Genomic DNA, 16,788 nt, shown 5'->3' with positions numbered 1-16,788 from the left:
TGAACACCGAGTTGCCGAACATTCAGGAGGATCTGCGTGGGTTGGCGGATTTCTCGCAGACGTATGCCGATGCGGGTCCGCAGTTGATCGATGCGCTCGACAATCTGTCGGTCACGGGGAACACGTTGGTCGAGCAGCGTCCGGCGGTGGATACGTTGATCTCGTCGTTGACGGCGACGAGTGCGTCGACGGCAGATTTTCTGCAGGCCAACGCGGACAATCTGATTCGGATCTCGGCGGATTCGCGTGAGGCGCTGGAGTTGTTGGCGCAGTATTCGCCGTCGTTCGGGTGCACGTTCGCCAATTTCGTGCCGGTGGTGCAACGCGCGCAGGACGTCATCGGCGTCGGCGACGAGTACCGAGGCATCAACGTCTCCGCTGCGTTCGTCAACCCGAAGGGCCGCTACCTTCCCAACCAGGACGAGCCGCGTCTGTTCGACGATCGCGGACCGCGCTGCTACACCCCGGCGGACACTGCTGCCGGCGAGTTCTTCCCGCAGTACCCAGGCGGATCGGCGAACGACGGTTCCTACCAGGTGCCGTCGAGGAACCCCGGACCGCAGGATGTTCCGGAACTGCCTGCGCCGCAGTACTCGCCGCTGCCGGGCATTGTCGAGCAGACGCCGGTGTCCTACGCGGGCTCGGATTTCGAACGTGACACGCTCGCCGTGATCTACGGCGGGGCAACGGGAACCGCTCCGGAGGACGTTCCTTCCTGGGTGACTTCGGCGGGGGCGCCGGCTTTGAGGGGTGTGGAGGTGACCATCAAATGAGGGGGCTACTCGCACCGCTCGTCAAACTGATCGTGTTCGCTGTCGTCACGATTCTGGCAACAGGCACGTTGGCGTTCTCGATCGCGAACATCTCCGGAGGCGGGGGACAGACGTTCAGCGCGATCTTCAGTGACGTCGCATCGCTCAACAAGGGCGACGAGGTGCGCATCGCCGGTGTGCGCGTCGGTGACGTCAAGAACATCGAGATCGTCAACGAGCGCGAGGCCAAGGTCGAGTTCTCGGTCGACGGCCGGGATTACCTGCCTGCCTCGGCGACAGCCAACCTCCGTTACCGAAACCTCGTCGGGCAGCGGTACATCGCCATCGAACAGGGTGCGGGCGACCAGGGCGGCAAGATCAACCCCGGTGAGACCATCCCGTTGAGCCAGACCAAGCCCGCCGTCAACCTCACGACGCTGTTCGACGGCTTCCGGCCGCTGTTCCAGACCTTGAGTGCCGACGACGTGAACAAGCTGTCCTACCAGATCATCCAGGTGTTCCAGGGTGAGTCCGGAACGATCAGCGAACTCGTTCGCAGTACCGCGAGCTTGACCAACACGGTCGCGGACAAGGACGCGGTGATCGGTGCCGTCATCACCAACCTGAACACGGTGCTGCAGACGGTCAACCAGAACGACGACCAGTTGGATTCTCTGATCACCAACACGCAGGCGCTGGTGTCGGGACTGTCCTCCGACCGCGACGTCGTCGGATCCGCCGTCACGTCACTCGCCGGTCTGACGGATGCCACCGCGGATCTGCTCGAACCGACGAGGCCGTCCATCCAGGGCTCGATCGCCGCGTTGAACACTTTGGCGACCACGCTGAACAATCGTGAAGCGGAGGTCACCGCGGTCATCCAGACCCTGCCGAAGAAACTCGACAAACTGATCAGGACGGCCCAGCAGGGTTCGTGGTTCACGTTCTACCTGTGCGGCATCGACATTCAGGCGGGGCCTGGAACGTCACCCAACCTGAACTTGCCGACAGGGCTTCCGACGGTGAATCAACCGCTCTACACCAACGCGGCCGAGCGTTGCAAAGCTGGGGGGATCAAGGAATGAAAAAGCGTAGCCCGCTCGTGGCCGGCGCGCTCGGCATCATGATCGTGCTTCTGGCTACCGTGTCGGTGTTCTTTCTGGACAAGCTGCCGATCCTGGGAGCCGGTTCGACGTACACGGCGCAGTTCAAGGAAGCCGCCGGGCTCAAGCCCGGCAACGAAGTGAGAATCGCGGGTGTCAAGGTAGGGCAGGTCGATTCCGTCGAGCTCGACGGCGACAGAGTCAACGTCGACTTCCGTGTGCAGGACGCGTGGGTGGGCAACAACTCGTCGGCGTCCATCCAGATCAAGACCGTCCTCGGACAGAAGTACCTGGCCATCGATCCTCGCGGTGACGACGTGCTCAAGCCGAAGGACCCGATTCCGTTGGAGCGCACAACTTCTCCGTACGACGTGATCGACGCGTTCTCCGATGCTGCGTCCACGATCGAGGACATCGACACCACGCAGTTGGCGTCGAGCTTCGAAACGTTGTCGCAGGCGTTCTCCGAGACGCCGGCAGACATCCGTGCCTCGCTCGACGGTGTCAGCCGGTTGTCGCAGACCATTGCGAGCCGCGACGCCGAACTGCAGAGGCTGTTCGAGGCGACGGGGCAGACTTCGAAGGTGCTGGCGGACAGGAACGAACAGTTCACCAGGCTCATCGCCGATGCAGGGCCTTTGCTGGAAGAGCTGAACAACCGCCAGCAGGCGATCTCTCAGCTGCTCAGCGGAACCAGGCGGCTGTCGACGGAACTGACCGGCTTGGTCCGCGACAACGAAGAGCAGATCACTCCGATGCTCGAACAACTGAACGGCGTGATCGACATCCTCAACGAGAACAACGAGGCCGTCGAGCGCGGTCTGCAGCTGTACTCACCGTTCGTGCGCCTGTACGCGAACGTGGTCGGTAACGGCCGCTGGCTCGACATCACCTTGGCGAACCTCACGCCTCCTGGTCTGCCGTTGATCCCCGGCTACCGTCAGCCCGCGCGTGATCTGGGAGGCAACTGATGACCGACAGCACAGCTGACGGAACCACGGAGAACACCAAGAAGACCGGTGGCTCCCGCGCAGTCATCGCAGGCGTCGTCATCGCAGCGCTGGTGATCGCGGGCGGCCTCTGGTGGCTGTTCACCCGTGCGGGTTCGACCGACATCACGGCGTACTTCGACAAGTCCGTCGGTATCTACGAAGGTTCCGACGTTCGTGTCCTCGGTGTCGCAGTCGGCGAAGTCACCTCGGTCGTGCCGCAGGGCGACCAGGTCGAGGTGAAGATGCGCGTCGAGCGCGGCGTCGACATTCCGGCCGATGTGAGAGCGGCGCAGATCACGCCGTCCTTGGTGTCGGATCGCTACGTTCAGCTCGCACCCGCCTACTCGGGTGGGGAGAAGATGTCGGGCGACGCGGTGATTCCGCGTGACCGGACCGCAACCCCGGTCGAGGTGGACCAGATCTACGCCAGCATCGACGAGCTGTCCAACGCACTCGGACCCAACGGTGCCAACGCGAACGGGGCGCTGACCGATCTGGTCGACACCGGCGCCGCGAACCTCGACGGCAACGGCGAAGCGCTGGGCAACACCATCACTCAGCTCTCCGAGGCGTCGCGGACACTCAGCGACTCCCGCGGCGACCTGTTCGACACGGTCAAGAACCTGCAGACGTTCGTCTCGGCCCTCGCGGCCAACGACGCCCAGGTACGCGAGTTCAACGACCAGCTGTCCGATCTCACCGGATTCCTCGACGGGGAGCGGGAGAATCTTGGGGCGGCACTGAATCAGCTGTCGATCGCCCTGGGCGACGTGGCGGGATTCGTGGCGGACAACCGGGATCAGTTGGTGCGGGCGGCCGACGGACTGGTGCAGCCCACTCAGGCACTGTCGGACAATCGCGAGCAGTTGGTGGAGACATTGACGATTCTGCCGCTCGCGATCAGCAATCTCGTCAACTCCTACGATGCCGAGTCGGGCACTCTGGCCTCACGTGCCAACCTGCAGAACGAGACCCAGGACCCGCTCGGAACGGTGTGCCGTCTGATCGACCTCGGCAAGTTGGTTCCGGGCGACCCGAGATTCGAACAGCTCGGTGCCCAGATACAACCGATCATCGACCGGTGTGGCGAGATCACGACGTTGATCCAGGGGCCGGTTCGCGATTCCGGGCTGGTGCTGCCGTTCGGCGTACTGACCAACGACACCCAACAGGGCGACGTCGTGCCGGGAACGGTGCCCGGTGTCGTGTCGCCGAGGCTCGGCGAGAACAACACTCTGCCAGGACTGCAGGAATCGCTTGGAGGGGGACAGTGAGCGCGTCGATGAGAACGTGGATTTCGTCGAAACGGTCGTTGACGTCCGTCGTCGGTGCAGCTGTCGTGGTCATGTCGGCCACGGCGTGCTCGCAGGGCGTCTACGGAATTCCACTGCCCGGTGGTGCGGATGTCGGCAGCAATCCGATCCGTCTGACCATTCAGTTCCAGGACGTTCTCGATCTGGTTCCCCAGTCGACCGTGAAGGTCGACGGTGTCGAGGTCGGTCGAGTCGACTCGATCAGCGTTCCGGACGGTGAGTGGACCGCGAACGTCGGCGTCATCGTCAACGATTCGACGGACCTGCCTGCCAACGCGACTGCGGCGGTGGAGCAGACGTCGATCCTCGGCGAGAAGTTCATTCAGCTGTCGGTACCCGCCGGTGACGCGGATCCGCAGAAGCTGAAGGACGGCGACACCATCCCGCTGGACCGGACCCGCGTGACGACGAACATCGAACAGGTCCTCGGTGCCCTGTCGTTGGTCCTCAACGGCGGTGGCGTCGGGCAACTCGCTCCGATCGTGAAGGAGCTCAACGCGGCCTTCTCCGGTCGCGAGGGCACCACGAAGAGTCTTCTCCAGGAAGCGAACACACTGATCGGTGGGCTCGAGGAGCAGCGCGACGACATCACCCGTGCACTCGACGGTCTCGATCTTCTGACCACGCAGGTCAGCGGTCAGACCGAGAAGATCGACCGAGTCCTGCAGGACCTGCCGATCGCGACGGAGGTCCTCGAACAGCAGCGTCCGCAGCTGACGCAGATGCTCGGCCAGCTCGACAGGCTCGGCAGCGTCGGAACGGACGTGATCAATCAGTCGAAGGACAATTTGATCGCGGACCTGCGTGCGTTGCGTCCGACACTGCAGGCGCTCGCGGCGTCGGGTGACGACATCGTGACCACGCTGCCGCTGATCCCGACGCTGCCGTTCCCCGACGGTATCGAGGAGATCACCCAGGGCAACTCGGCCAACCTGTACCTCTCGCTCGATCTGTCGATCGGCACCGCTCTGCGCAACTTCGGTGTCGGAGAGGGAGATCCGGTCTACATCCCGCCGAAGTACGGCGACACGCTCCCACTCGTGGATCCGTCGAACCCGTACTACAACGGAAACGGTCCACGACCGGGGTGGCCCACGATCTCGCTGCTGCCGTTGCCCCCGATCATTCCCAACCCGTCGCCTCCTCCCGGGGTACCGGTAGCGCCCGGGGCCGAACCGGACGAGGGTGAGACCGGCGCGCCGCTCACTCCGTTCGAGCCCTTGAACGATCTGCTCGAACAACTCGGAGGTGGGCTGTGAGATCGCGGCTGGTGAAGGTGCAGCTCATCTTCTTCGTCATCGTCGCTGTCGTGGGCGTTGTCTACGTCGGTGGAAAATACGTGCGGCTCGACAATCTGCTCGGCTTCGGCCAGTACAGCGTGACCGGCCAGTTCGCTGATTCCGGCGGTATCTTCACCAACGCCGAGGTCACGTACCGCGGCGTGCCGGTCGGCACCGTCGGCGCGCTGTCGTTGACCAACGACGGCATCGACGTGGAACTGTTGCTGGACAACGGCGGTCCGCAGATTCCGTCGTCGGCGCGCGCGGTCGTGGCCAACCGCTCGGCCATCGGTGAGCAGTACGTCGATCTACAGCCGACGAGCGACGAAGGTCCGTATCTCGAGAACGGTTCGACCATCGCGACGGCGGACACGCAGACACCGGTGCCCGTCGAGAACGTCCTCGCCAGCACGGATCAGCTCGTCAAGACCGTGCCGCTGGAGAACCTGACGACGGTCGTCCGAGAGCTCGGGGCGGCGTTCGACGGAAAGGGCGACGATCTGCAGGTGCTCGTCGACTCGCTCGGTGCGTTGTCCGAGACAGGCAACGAAGCACTGCCGCAGACACTCGCTCTGATTCGGGACAGCCGTACCGTGTTGGACACGCAGTCCGAGCAGTCGTCGGCCATCCGGCAGTTCAGCACGGATCTGGCGTCGGTGACCGCGCAGCTGCGCAGCAACGATCCGGACATCCGGAGATTGATCAACACCGGGACCGCAGCGAGCGATCAGGTCGGTGCGTTGATCAACGAAGGCGGTGGGTCCTTGACGACGGATCTGACCAACCTGCGCAACGTGTTCGAGCTGGCTGCTCCTCGCACTCTGGCGCTCAAGCCTCTGCTGATCTTCCTGCCTGCCCTGGCGTCCGGTGCGCAGACGCTTGTCCCGGGCGACGGCACGATTCACCAGGGTCTGCTTCTCGAGACGAACAATCCGCCTCCGTGCACGTTGGGTTACGAAGGTTCACAGGCGATTCTGGACGAGGAGAAGGCGAAGAATCCCAACTTCGACCTGACCGAGGAGAACTACCCGCTGAATCTCGACGCGAACTGCACGACACCGCAGGGCAGCGTCACCGGCGTTCGTAGTGCCAACCGGATCGTGTTCGCGGACCCCGAAACCCCGCAGCCGTGGGACAGCAAGCCCAAGGTGGATCCGGACAAGCTCAACCTGAATCCGATCGCCTCACAGCTCGCTCCCCTGATCGGAGTCACTCCGAAGTAACTGTGCACAGTCGTATCGTGGTCGTCGGCGGTGGATCTGCGGAAACCGAGCAGATTCACCGCCGTTTCGTGTTCCACGGTTTCACCGGCGTCGTCGATGCCGGTGTTACCGAAGAGTAAGGTTGAAGTGTGACGTCAAACACCGAAGCTGCACCACCGCAGCCGAAGAAGACACCGCGGCCGAAGAACAAGTCCCGGCCGGTCCTCGTAGCCCTGTCCATCGTCGCCGTGGTGGCCCTGGCGGCCTGCGTATGGTTCGGGATCGGATGGAAGAACGCGTGGGACGAGAAGGCGATCGCGGACACTCGCGATTCGGCGCTGAACGACGCACGTCAGGCCGCGATCAATCTCAGTACCGTCGACTCCGCCGACATGGACGGGTCGCTGGATCTGATGCTCACCTCGGTGACGGGCGATCAGATGACCAGCTATCTCGAGGAGACCAAGAAGGCCGTCACGGACGAGCAGCGCAATTCCGGCCGGAAGATCACTGCCGAGGTACTCGACGCGACCATCACGGAACTGAACGTCGACGACCGGACGGCTACCGCGATCGCGATCGTCGCGAACAACACGTCGGGGCCGGACGGATTCACCGAACGCACTCGCAGCGTCATGCGGATGTACCTCGAGGACGTCGACGGAACGTGGAAGGTCAACAACCTTCTGCCCGTCGGAGACCGAGTGCCGCTCAACCCCGTCGATGCACCGACCGATCCGGGCGCGCAGCAGCCCGCACCGAACGCAGGTGCCCCGGACTCAGGTAGCCCGGAGACAGGCACTCCCGCTCCCGATGCCGGAACCACAGACCCGAGCGCGACGCCTCCCTCCGGCGAGCCCGCGCCCGCTGATTCAGGCGCGTCCGAAGGTCCGTAGCCGAGGCTGCACCTTCCGCCCGCCCGCACATGTTCGAGTCAGGAGTACTTCAGTGCCCCCACAACGTCGCAAGATAGTCCCACCCGTCACCACCAGCAAGGTCCGTAAGAAGGTTGCGGGAACCAACCGCATGCCCGCCGATTCCAGCGCACCGGACTCGAGTGCTGTCGACTCGGGTGCTGTGGATTCGAGTGCGGTGGATTCGAGTGCGCCCGACACTGCGCATCCCGAAGGCCCCTCGTCTGCTGAGCCTGCGACAGTCTCCATCTCGAAGCCGTCGAAGCAGAAGGCTTCGGTAGCTGATACTCCTGGAGCCGAGACGCCCGAATCATCGAAGGCGCCTGGAGCTGAGGTATCCGAGGAAGGCTCACCCCAGGAAGGCTCACCCCAGACAGGCTCACTTGGGGGACAGCCGGCCGGTCGGACCAACTGGCTGCCGACGATCGTGGTCGGTGCTGTTGCTGCGTTGTTGGTTGCGTTCGCGGCGGTTGCCGCGCTGAAGCCCGGTACCGAGGTGGACAACGCCGCGTGGGTCGATCAGGGCGAGACATCCGAGGTGACGCGAGCGGCGTCGGACGCTCTGGTCGGGTTGTACAGGTACAACTTCGCGACGATCGACGCCGATATCGCGGCCGGGCTCGAGAAGATGACGCCAGCGTTCCGCGAGGAGTCGCAGAAGTTCATCGAGGAGATCAAGTCGACGGCGAACGAGACGCAGACGGCAACGGACGTCGACGTTCTCGACATCGGTGTCGTGCGTCTGCAGGACGACAAGGCCGAGCTCTTCGCCAACGTCAACGTGAGTGCGACGAGTGCCGGTGTCGCGTCGGGGAACGTCGTGTTCCCGCTCATCGCCAATATGGAGAAGATCGACGGGCAGTGGCTGTTGTCGGCGACGCAGGACAAGTGATCCGGTGTGATTTGGCCGACACGACGCTGAGTCGGCCACGCAGATAAACCGACTGTAGATGCGGTTTTTCGTTTCGAATCAGTAGTAAGGGTATTTTCACAGGCTAACTTCGGTCCTCTCGGCAGCTACCATCGCGCTTGCGTCCCACCACGGGGCGAGCTCTGGTTGCGCGAGAACGCCTCCCGGCAGCTCGTGCCACCGGAGGCGGTTTCGCGAGAACACGGAGCTCACATGACCGACCTTTCTTTTCGTCCGTCCACCACGCGTCAGGCGACCGGCCGCGACGGGTTTGCGGAGAACGTCAACCCCGAGTTGTACCGACTCCTGTCGGCGGTGGACGTGGACATCGAGTACGTGTCCGGTAAAGGGACCGAGCTGCTCGACGCGTCGGGTCGTACGCACCTCGATTTCGCCGGCGCGTACGGAGCCCTCCCGTTCGGGCACAACCCCGAGAACATCTGGCGAGCAATGGATGCCGTGCGACATTCCGGGGAAGCAGTGTTCGTCCAACCGTCGGTGTTGTATCCAGCGGGCGAACTCGCCCGCCGCCTCGTCTCCGTCGCACCCGCCGGTCTGACGCGGGTGACGTTCGTCAACAGCGGCGCCGAGGCGATGGAGGTGGTCATCAAGATCGCGCGCGCCGCGACGGGACGCCTGGGTATCCTCAGCACGACGAACAGCTTCCACGGCAAGACGCTCGGCGCACTTTCCGCCACGGGAAACATCAAGTACCAGGCTGGATTCGGTGCTCCGGTCCAGGGATTCGACTCCGTTCCGTTCGGTGACGCGGACGCGCTCGAGGCCGCACTGGTCGCTGCACCAGGGCAGTTCGCGGCGTTCGTCGTCGAGCCCATTCAAGGTGAGGGCGGCGTCGTCGTGCCTCCCGACGGTTACCTGACGCGTGTGCGCGAGATCTGCACCGAGCACGGGGTTCTACTGGCACTCGACGAGGTGCAGACCGGTTTGGGCCGTACGGGCACGATGTTCGCGTGTGAGCGAGAAGGCGTCGTACCCGATGTTCTCGCTCTGGCCAAAGCGCTGGGGGGTGGAGTGCTGCCGAGCGGGGCGGTGTTGAGCAAGCCCGAGTGGATGGGGGAAAGCTTCGCTCTGCGGCACACGTCGACGTTCGCGGGCAACGCGTTGACGGCGAGGGTCGGCATCGCGGTGCTCGACGAGCTCGCCGCGGACGGCGGTGCTGTGATCTCGCGAGTGCAGGAAGTGGGGGATCTGCTTGCTCGTGAACTGAGGAGGCTCGCTGCCGAGTATCCGACGGTGGTGTCGGATGTGCGTGGTCGTGGCTTGCTGTTGGGTGTCGAGCTCACCGACGACATCAACTTCGTGGGGAGGCAATCCATTCTGGGTTCGGTTGCGGATCAGGAGAACCTGGCGGTGATGATGTCCTCGTACCTGTCGCAGGTGGAGGGTATTCGGCTGGCGCCCACGATGTTCGGGGCGCGGGTGCTGCGGGTGGAACCGCCGCTGACGGTCACCGAGTCCGAATGCATGCGTCTGGTCGAGGCACTCGGTCGCGCGTGCGCGTTCGCGGCGGCAGGGGACCTCGCCGGTCTGATCGGTCATCTGGTCGGACGGAATCGGTCCGGTGGTTCTGTGGCACGGACCGAAGCGGGTCGCTCCGGAAGTACCGTGGGCGCACGGCTCCCGCACACTCCGGTGCAGTCCGGTGACAGCCGGTTCGGGTTCGTCGCTCATCCGCTGGATCTGAGCATCTTCGAGGCCTTCGATCCGTCGCTCGCCGAGTTCTCGCACCCCGAACGTGCGGAGCTCCTGGAGAGGTTCTCCTCGGCGACATCGGAACTGAAGCCTGCGTCGTACATCATCGGTAGCGGGAGGATCGTGACCGAGCACGACGGCGCAGCCCACGGCAACTTGATCGGGCTTCCCTTCACGTCGAAGGGACTGCTGACGCTGCCGCCACACGCTGCGGTAGCAGCAGTCGGTGCTGCGGCGAACCTCGCGTTCGAGCGAGGTGCCACCGTCGTCGGGCTGGGCGGATACTCGTCGGTGGTCACGGCGAACGGGCTGGCGCTCGGCTCGATGGCGGGCGTTCTCACCACCGGAAATTCGTTCACGGCGGCAGCCAGTATCCGTGCGGTGCACCGAGTGTGCGCGGAACGCGGTATCGATCTCGGGGTGGTTCGGGTGACCGTTCTGGGGGCGGCCGGTGCCATCGGTAGGACCATCGCGCGTGCCTTGGCGCCCGACGTCGGCGCGATCGCCCTGGTCGGGCGGCCCGGTGAGCAGGGGCGCGTCGCGCCGAAACTGTGGGACGCAGCGGGGGAGATAGTCGACGCCGCTCGAGGTGGGGCAGGTGCGCTCGCCGCGGCGGCGGACGGGCGGAGCGTGGACGATCTCGTGGCCGGCGGGCACATCGAGTTCTTCGACGATCCGGCCGCCGGGGTTGCTCGTGCGCAGGTGGTCATCGCTGCGACGTCGGCGCCGCACTCGTTGATCGATGCCGCCGATCTGGGACCCGACGCCATCGTCTGCGATGTGGCGCAGCCCCCGAACATCCCGCACGACGTCGGCCTCACTCGGCCCGATGTGACGGTCTTCGACGGTGGCATCGTCTCGATGCCCGCGGGGTCGGATTTCGGTCTGACGTTCGGCCTCGCGCCGGGGCTGACCTACGCGTGCATGGCGGAGACGATGCTGCTGTCGTTGTCCGGCGAATTCGAACTGCGAAGTATCGGAACAGCGTTGAACGGCGCGAACGTTCGACGTCTGGGCGTGCTGGCGGATCGGTACGGGTTCGAACTCGCGGAGTCCACGCGGTGGCGCGAAGGGCAGTGACCGGGCACTGGCACCGGACTCGGTACTGACGTCCCGGCAGGAGCCTGCGGAACCCGGTGACGGAGTTCCGCAGGCCCTGGCGGCGTCACGGCGGACGCGGCTACGGCCGTGCGCTCGGACGGCGATTCATGCGGTGGACTTCAGGCCCGCCCGGACCGATGGTGTCCGTTCCGACTTCCTCGAACCCCATCGCTGTCCAGAAGTGGATGTTGCCCTGTTTGCAGATCCCGAATGTCGTTCGGCCCTCGCGGTCGACCCGCTCGAAGAAGGATCGCGACAGTGCCGCGCCCAGCCCGGATCGGTGGAGCGTCGGCTCGACCCCGAGATACACCCACAGCACCGCGTCGTCGTCGGGCGCCCCGGCGTCGAGCATCTTGTCCATGTGCATTCCTGCTCGGACACCACTGCGCATGGCCCACAACAATTGTGGACCGGCAATCAGGTTTCGCCACCACTCGGGCGACGCGTCGTGCGGATGCCACAAGCTGACCCCGACTATCTTCCCGCCGAGCACTGCAAGCTCTGCACCTCCCGAGGGTAGGTAGCGGTGCCTGATCAGCGCCGACATCATCCGTCGCTGCATCTTCGGCCGCCGAGCGTCCTTCGGGAAGAAGTAACTGCTCACAGGGTCGTCGGATTGGAAGGCGCGTGCCATCAGGTCGGACATCTCGCGAATGTCGGTTCTCTGTGCGGCTCTGATCTCGACCGTGCTGACTTCAACCGGCATGTTCGATGTCCTTTTCCAGTGGTGTGTCCGGGGGAGTGTCGCGCGGAGGAGGTTTCGGGTGCAGCCACCAGTTCGCCTCACCCATCAACGCAACGAGGGCGGGGACCAGGAGCATGCGAACGACCGTCGCATCGATGATCAGCCCGACGATGACGCCTATTCCGAGCAGTCGCATCATCGACAGTTCCGACAGCGAGAACGCCGCGGTGACGGTGATGAGCAGCAGGGCGGCGGCCGTGACCACTCGGCCGGTGCGTGCAGTGCCGATACGGACCGCGTCACGGGTGGACTCGCCTCGATCGTGTGCTTCGACCATGCGGGAGAGCAGAAATATCTCGTAGTCTGTCGAGAGCCCGAAGACGACTGCGAGAACGAGAATGCTCATCGTTGCCTGCAGGGGTCCTGGTGTGACGCCGAGAAGTTCTGCGCCGTGACCGTCGTGGAAGATCCAGGTCAGGACACCGAACGTCGCGGCAAGGCTGACCATCGCCATGGCGATCGCTTTGACGGACAGTACGATCGAGCGGAACGCGGCGGTGGTGACGACGAAGGTCGACGCGATCATGATCGCGAACATCCAGGGGATCGTGTCCTCGATGGCGGCGATACCGTCCTGACTCAGCGCGGTGGGGCCGCCGAGGAATATTCGGGTACCGTCCGGCACGGGAAGGTCGCGCAGTGACTCCACCGCGGCGAGTGCACCCTCCGTTCGGTCGGGGGAGGACAGGATGGCTCGCACGACTGCGTAGTCTCCGGTCGAACCCCCTGGGGCCGCGGCCGCGAATCCGTCGAGCGCGCCGATGTCGTTCGTGATCCGTTGGACCGCACGAGGGTCGGGCGCGCCGCCGTCGGTGGACCGGACCATCACGGTGACCCCGGAGTTGGCGAGCGGGAATTCCGTGAACAGAGCGTCGGTCGCGATCCGCGCCGGTGAATCCGACGGAAGCCCCCGGTGGTCGAGATCGCCCAGGGCGACACCGAAGACCGGCGCGCTGAGCAGGGCGAGCAACGCGAGGATGGTGCCGGCGACGATCACCGGCCGCTTCATGACCGAGGTCGCCACCGCGCCCCAGAACCGTTCGGCGCGTTCGTCTCCGCGTTCGACGGCACCCGTCCGCCAACTCAACGAGTCGATCCGAGGACCGAGAAGCGCAAGCGCGGCAGGAAGTGCGGTGAGCGAGACGAACGCAGCGGCGGCCACGGCTGCCATGCCTCCGAAACCGAGCGACCTGATCATCGCCTGCGGAAATATCAGCATCCCGACGAATCCACACACCAGCAGCAAACCGGAGAAGGCGACGGTCCGACCGGCGGTGGACATGGTCGCTCGGACCGCGTCCGGGGTGGTCGACCCGCGCCGCAGCTCTTCCCGGAAGCGAGTGAGTACGAACAGGCTGTAGTCCACCGCCATACCCAGACTCACGAGGGTGGCGATGTTGGTGGCGAACACGCTCACCTCGGTGAAGGACGTCAGAATGCGCATCGCGGCCAGCGATGCGAGGATGCCCAGACCGCCGATGCACAGCGGAACAGCCGCCGCCGTCACCCCGCCGAAGATGATCAACAACAGCACCATCAGCACCGGGAAAGTGATGAGCTCGGCACGGATGAGGTCGGCGCGAGCCTCGGCGTTGTAGGCGTCGATGATGGTCGAGAAGCCGCCGAACTGAATCTCCACGCCGTCGATCGCGCGTTCATCCTTGATGCTCAGGTACGTCTTGACGCGGTGATCCTCGCTGCCGTTCAGCGTCAGCACGGCGATTGCCGAGTTTCGGTCGAACGACCTCAGGCCCTGCTGGAAGGCCGGCGCGATGTTCCAGTACGTCGTGGGAGGGCGTGTCAGCAGAGCCGGGTCGATGGCGGCGAGGTCGGCCGCGACGTCGTCGCCGATCTCGTCGATCGACCGCCCGTCTCGTGGGGTGTACAGAACGACGACGTCGGGAATCGTTCGTCCGAACTGCGCGTCCACGATGCCGTCGACGCGGGCCGCCTCGCTCGACGGATCCGAGTATCCACCGAGGCTGAGGTCCTCGATGACGCCGATACCCCAGACGCCGGCGGCGACGATCACGACGACACACGTGGCAACCACTGCTCTGGCGTGACCGATAACGAACTCCAGCAAAGGTTTACGAGCCGAAGGGGCGCTTCGCGGGCTCTCACGGTTCGATGAATCCTGGGTCAACGGCCGTCCTGTTCGATGCGAGAACGCGAAGCGAATGGATGAAAGACGTGTTCGATCACAGCAGAGGATCTTCTTCGATGTTGCCGTGACCCTACACCGATAGTTCTGCTCCGTCGAGACTGTCGGATCGACGCACGCGAGGTTAGGATACCGCTCGACTCTTCGGCGCATGGGAGCCGCTGAAGTCGTTCCCCCGCTTGTATTTTCGGCGCCATCTCTGGTCAAGAATTCAACTTCTGTCGAGCGAACGGACACTCGTGAACATGCACCCAGTCGTCAGCGTCACCGTCGGTCATTTCGCCGACGCAGTGCCGCCGCGCATCGTCGACAATGCCGAACTGTGCGCCACGCTCGACACCGACGCGGGGTGGATCGAAGAGCGCACCGGAATCCTGTCCAGGCGATTCCTCGACTCCTCGCTCGCCGCATCCGATCTCGCCCTCGATGCTGCCCGAAAGGCGCTGCGCTCCAGCGGATCGGCGGCCGCAGACATCGACGCAATCGTGCTGGCGACCGCCAACCCGGATCAACCGTTCCCCTCCACGGCCCTGACCGTCGCGCAGGCACTGGGAGCAACTCGGGCCGTGCCGATCGACCTCACCGCAGCCGCGTGCTCCGGTGGACTGCTGGCCATCGAAGTCGCGTCGTCGATGATCGGACTCCGCTACCGCACCATCCTCGTGCTCGCCGTGGAGGTGTTCTCCCGGCAGACCGACCCGAACGACCGAACCACCCGAATATTCTTCGGCGACGCCGCCGGAGCTGCCGTGGTGACCGCGGCCCCGGCGTCGGAACGCGGTATCAGGTCGGTGGTTCTGTCGTCCGAACTCGACATGTCCGTCGGGATACGCGCGGGTGGTTCGCGCCGTCCGGCCGACGCCGGTGCAATGATGCGCGGTGAGCAGTACATCTACATGGACGGGCCCCGGGTCTGGAAACTGGCCACGACACTGCTACCCGAGGTGGTGCGGCAGGCAGTGTCCGACGCGGGAATGCCGTTGTCCGACATCGACAATTTTTGCTTTCATCAAGCGAATCGGAACATCGTGCACGACGTCATGGACACCCTCGGGGTCGACCGATCACGCGCGCCGATCACACTTGATCGGCTCGGAAACACCGGTGCCGCCAGTATTTTCACCGTGCTGGCGTATCTCGAGCGGGAGGGACGGACGCTACCCGGCCACACGACCGTCATCGCGACGATCGGGGCCGGGTTCATCTGGGGTGCGATGGTCGTCGTCCACTGAGCTGCTTCGGTCACATCCTGTCGAGTACGGACGCCACCGTTGTCAACGCGGTGTCGATCTGCTGCTCGGTGTGCTCGCTGGAGACGAACAGACGCAGCCTCTCCTCTCCCAGCGGCACCGATGGGTACGTGATCGAGTTGACGTTGACTCCTGCCTCGAGAAGCGACACTCCGGCCAGAACTGCCTTCTGAGTGTCTCCGACGATGATCGGCAGAATCGGCGTTCCCTCGGCGAGCCCGGTGCGAAGACCCAGGCGCTGTGCGTGATCGAAGGCATACCGTGCGCGCGCATGCAGGCGAGCAATGCGTTCGGGTTCGGCATCGATGACGTCGAGGGCCGCGGACGCCGCGGCAATCGAGGCCGGGGCTGGTGCCGTGGCGAACATGCTCAGCCCGGGGGCCGAGTACTTGAATGCGCGGATCAGTTCTCGGCTGCCGGCGAGGAACCCGCCGACGCTGCCGAGCGCCTTGGACATCGTCCCCATCCACACGTCGACGGCGTCGCCCGGCAAACCGTACAGGTCCCGGATGCCGTGACCGTGCTCCCCGAGCACACCGAATGCGTGTGCCTCGTCGATCATGACCCCGCAGTCGTATTTGCGCGCGACGTCGACGAGTTGCGGAAGAAGCGCGACGTCACCGTCCATGCTGTAGTGACTTTCGAGAATCACCAGGGCACGCTCGAAGCTGTTCCTCGACATCTTCAGGATCGCTTCGAGCGCCGCTGGATCGTTGTGGCGGAACGTTATCCGTCGGGTTCCTGCCCACTCGGTGCCGGAGACGATGCTGCTGTGCACGAGGGCATCGCACACGGCCAGGTCGCCCTTCCCGAGCAAATACCCCACCGCTGCCGCGTTCGTCAGGTATCCGCTGGTGGTGATCACCGCGTCGTCGACGTCGTAGATGTTCGCGATCCTCGACTCGAAGTCCGCGTACAGCGGGATCTGGCCGGACACGATCCGGCTGGCGGACACCGACGTGCCGTACTCGTCGATCGCGGCCTTCGCCGCCTCCGCCACTCGGTCGTCGTTTCCGAGGCCCAGGTAATTGAACGCTCCGAAGTTGATCATGTCGCGACCCTGCTGCCGAATGGTCGCGCCGCTCTTGCCGTGGTGTTCCAGGTACAGCGGATTGGTGACACCCAACGACTCGAACATCGAGTCCACTCCGTCGAACTGCGCAACCGTGGACACGATGTCCGGATGGTCGAGCAATCCGCGTCCACGAACCTTCGGTGCCGGCGTGGCAGGACGTGGCGCCGTCGGTCGCTGCGGGGGAGCCGGGCTGGAGGCGTCGTCGACCTGGACCGTCGAATACCCACTGCGAGAGAGAAGTTGACGTGCAATCTCCCGTGCTTCTTCGGTCATG

General features: G+C 64.6%; 13 protein-coding genes. 10 read left to right on the top strand and 3 right to left on the bottom strand.

Annotation, left to right across the window (positions count from 1 at the left end; translation table 11 throughout):
• From H292_RS0121440 to H292_RS0121395, 9 genes are all read left to right on the top strand, one after another.
• On the top strand, nucleotides 1-773 hold a 773-nt coding region (locus tag H292_RS0121440), incomplete at its 5' end, for an MCE family protein (RefSeq protein WP_020112670.1).
• Nucleotides 770-1,837, top strand: a complete 1,068-nt coding sequence (locus tag H292_RS0121435; protein ID WP_019665551.1) for an MCE family protein — start codon at nucleotides 770-772, stop codon at nucleotides 1,835-1,837. The genes H292_RS0121440 and H292_RS0121435, both read left to right, overlap by 4 nt.
• Nucleotides 1,834-2,826: an MCE family protein gene (locus tag H292_RS0121430; protein WP_019665550.1), complete on the top strand. Its 993-nt coding sequence runs from the start codon at nucleotides 1,834-1,836 to the stop codon at nucleotides 2,824-2,826. Before H292_RS0121435 ends, H292_RS0121430 begins: the two co-directional genes overlap by 4 nt.
• Nucleotides 2,826-4,121, top strand: coding sequence for an MCE family protein (locus H292_RS0121425; protein ID WP_019665549.1), 1,296 nt, complete (start codon nucleotides 2,826-2,828; stop codon nucleotides 4,119-4,121). Before H292_RS0121430 ends, H292_RS0121425 begins: the two co-directional genes overlap by 1 nt.
• 8 nt (nucleotides 4,122-4,129) lie before the next feature.
• The gene (locus tag H292_RS0121420) at nucleotides 4,130-5,419 is read left to right on the top strand and encodes an MCE family protein (RefSeq protein WP_179276811.1); all 1,290 of its coding nucleotides are present in this window, start codon (nucleotides 4,130-4,132) and stop codon (nucleotides 5,417-5,419) included.
• Nucleotides 5,416-6,663 (top strand): MCE family protein, encoded by a 1,248-nt coding sequence (locus H292_RS0121415; protein ID WP_019665547.1) that lies wholly within the window; start codon nucleotides 5,416-5,418, stop codon nucleotides 6,661-6,663. Before H292_RS0121420 ends, H292_RS0121415 begins: the two co-directional genes overlap by 4 nt.
• A gap of 128 nt (nucleotides 6,664-6,791) precedes the next feature.
• Nucleotides 6,792-7,538: a hypothetical protein gene (locus H292_RS0121405; RefSeq protein ID WP_019665545.1), complete on the top strand. Its 747-nt coding sequence runs from the start codon at nucleotides 6,792-6,794 to the stop codon at nucleotides 7,536-7,538.
• A 52-nt stretch (nucleotides 7,539-7,590) separates the two neighbouring features.
• Nucleotides 7,591-8,448: a hypothetical protein gene (locus H292_RS0121400; RefSeq protein WP_019665544.1), complete on the top strand. Its 858-nt coding sequence runs from the start codon at nucleotides 7,591-7,593 to the stop codon at nucleotides 8,446-8,448.
• Between the two features lie 231 nt (nucleotides 8,449-8,679).
• The gene (locus H292_RS0121395; RefSeq protein WP_019665543.1) at nucleotides 8,680-11,259 is read left to right on the top strand and encodes an aminotransferase class III-fold pyridoxal phosphate-dependent enzyme; all 2,580 of its coding nucleotides are present in this window, start codon (nucleotides 8,680-8,682) and stop codon (nucleotides 11,257-11,259) included.
• 100 nt (nucleotides 11,260-11,359) lie between these two features.
• Here H292_RS0121395 and H292_RS0121385 read toward each other — a convergent pair whose 3' ends face one another.
• Both H292_RS0121385 and H292_RS0121380 read right to left on the bottom strand, forming a co-directional pair.
• Complete coding sequence (locus H292_RS0121385) at nucleotides 11,360-11,986, bottom strand: N-acetyltransferase (protein WP_019665542.1); 627 nt, start codon at nucleotides 11,984-11,986, stop codon at nucleotides 11,360-11,362.
• The gene (locus tag H292_RS0121380) at nucleotides 11,976-14,078 is read right to left on the bottom strand and encodes an MMPL family transporter (protein WP_019665541.1); all 2,103 of its coding nucleotides are present in this window, start codon (nucleotides 14,076-14,078) and stop codon (nucleotides 11,976-11,978) included. Before H292_RS0121380 ends, H292_RS0121385 begins: the two co-directional genes overlap by 11 nt.
• 356 nt (nucleotides 14,079-14,434) lie before the next feature.
• Between H292_RS0121380 and H292_RS0121375 the strand changes: the two genes are divergently transcribed.
• Nucleotides 14,435-15,421: a 3-oxoacyl-ACP synthase III family protein gene (locus tag H292_RS0121375; protein WP_230620900.1), complete on the top strand. Its 987-nt coding sequence runs from the start codon at nucleotides 14,435-14,437 to the stop codon at nucleotides 15,419-15,421.
• Between the two features lie 10 nt (nucleotides 15,422-15,431).
• On the opposite strand, the gene H292_RS0121370 is transcribed toward H292_RS0121375, so the two are convergent.
• Nucleotides 15,432-16,787, bottom strand: a complete 1,356-nt coding sequence (locus H292_RS0121370) for an aminotransferase class I/II-fold pyridoxal phosphate-dependent enzyme (protein WP_019665539.1) — start codon at nucleotides 16,785-16,787, stop codon at nucleotides 15,432-15,434.
• Nucleotide 16,788: the final 1 nt, after the last annotated feature.

Origin of the sequence: Rhodococcus sp. 114MFTsu3.1, from assembly GCF_000383555.1 — a bacterium.
Lineage (GTDB): Bacteria > Actinomycetota > Actinomycetes > Mycobacteriales > Mycobacteriaceae > Rhodococcoides > Rhodococcoides fascians_E.
This window is presented reverse-complemented; position numbering and strand designations above follow the sequence as displayed.

What these genes read in the sequence shown, in the direction of transcription:
- H292_RS0121435 (WP_019665551.1), top strand. Translation starts at nt 770, where the DNA reads ATGAGGGGGCTACTCGCACCGCTCGTCAAACTGATCGTGTTCGCTGTC.
- H292_RS0121430 (WP_019665550.1), top strand. Translation starts at nt 1,834, where the DNA reads ATGAAAAAGCGTAGCCCGCTCGTGGCCGGCGCGCTCGGCATCATGATC.
- H292_RS0121425 (WP_019665549.1), top strand. Translation starts at nt 2,826, where the DNA reads ATGACCGACAGCACAGCTGACGGAACCACGGAGAACACCAAGAAGACC.
- H292_RS0121420 (WP_179276811.1), top strand. Translation starts at nt 4,130, where the DNA reads ATGAGAACGTGGATTTCGTCGAAACGGTCGTTGACGTCCGTCGTCGGT.
- H292_RS0121395 (WP_019665543.1), top strand. Translation starts at nt 8,680, where the DNA reads ATGACCGACCTTTCTTTTCGTCCGTCCACCACGCGTCAGGCGACCGGC.
- H292_RS0121385 (WP_019665542.1), bottom strand. Translation starts at nt 11,986, where the DNA reads ATGCCGGTTGAAGTCAGCACGGTCGAGATCAGAGCCGCACAGAGAACC.
- H292_RS0121375 (WP_230620900.1), top strand. Translation starts at nt 14,435, where the DNA reads ATGCACCCAGTCGTCAGCGTCACCGTCGGTCATTTCGCCGACGCAGTG.
- H292_RS0121370 (WP_019665539.1), bottom strand. Translation starts at nt 16,787, where the DNA reads ATGACCGAAGAAGCACGGGAGATTGCACGTCAACTTCTCTCTCGCAGT.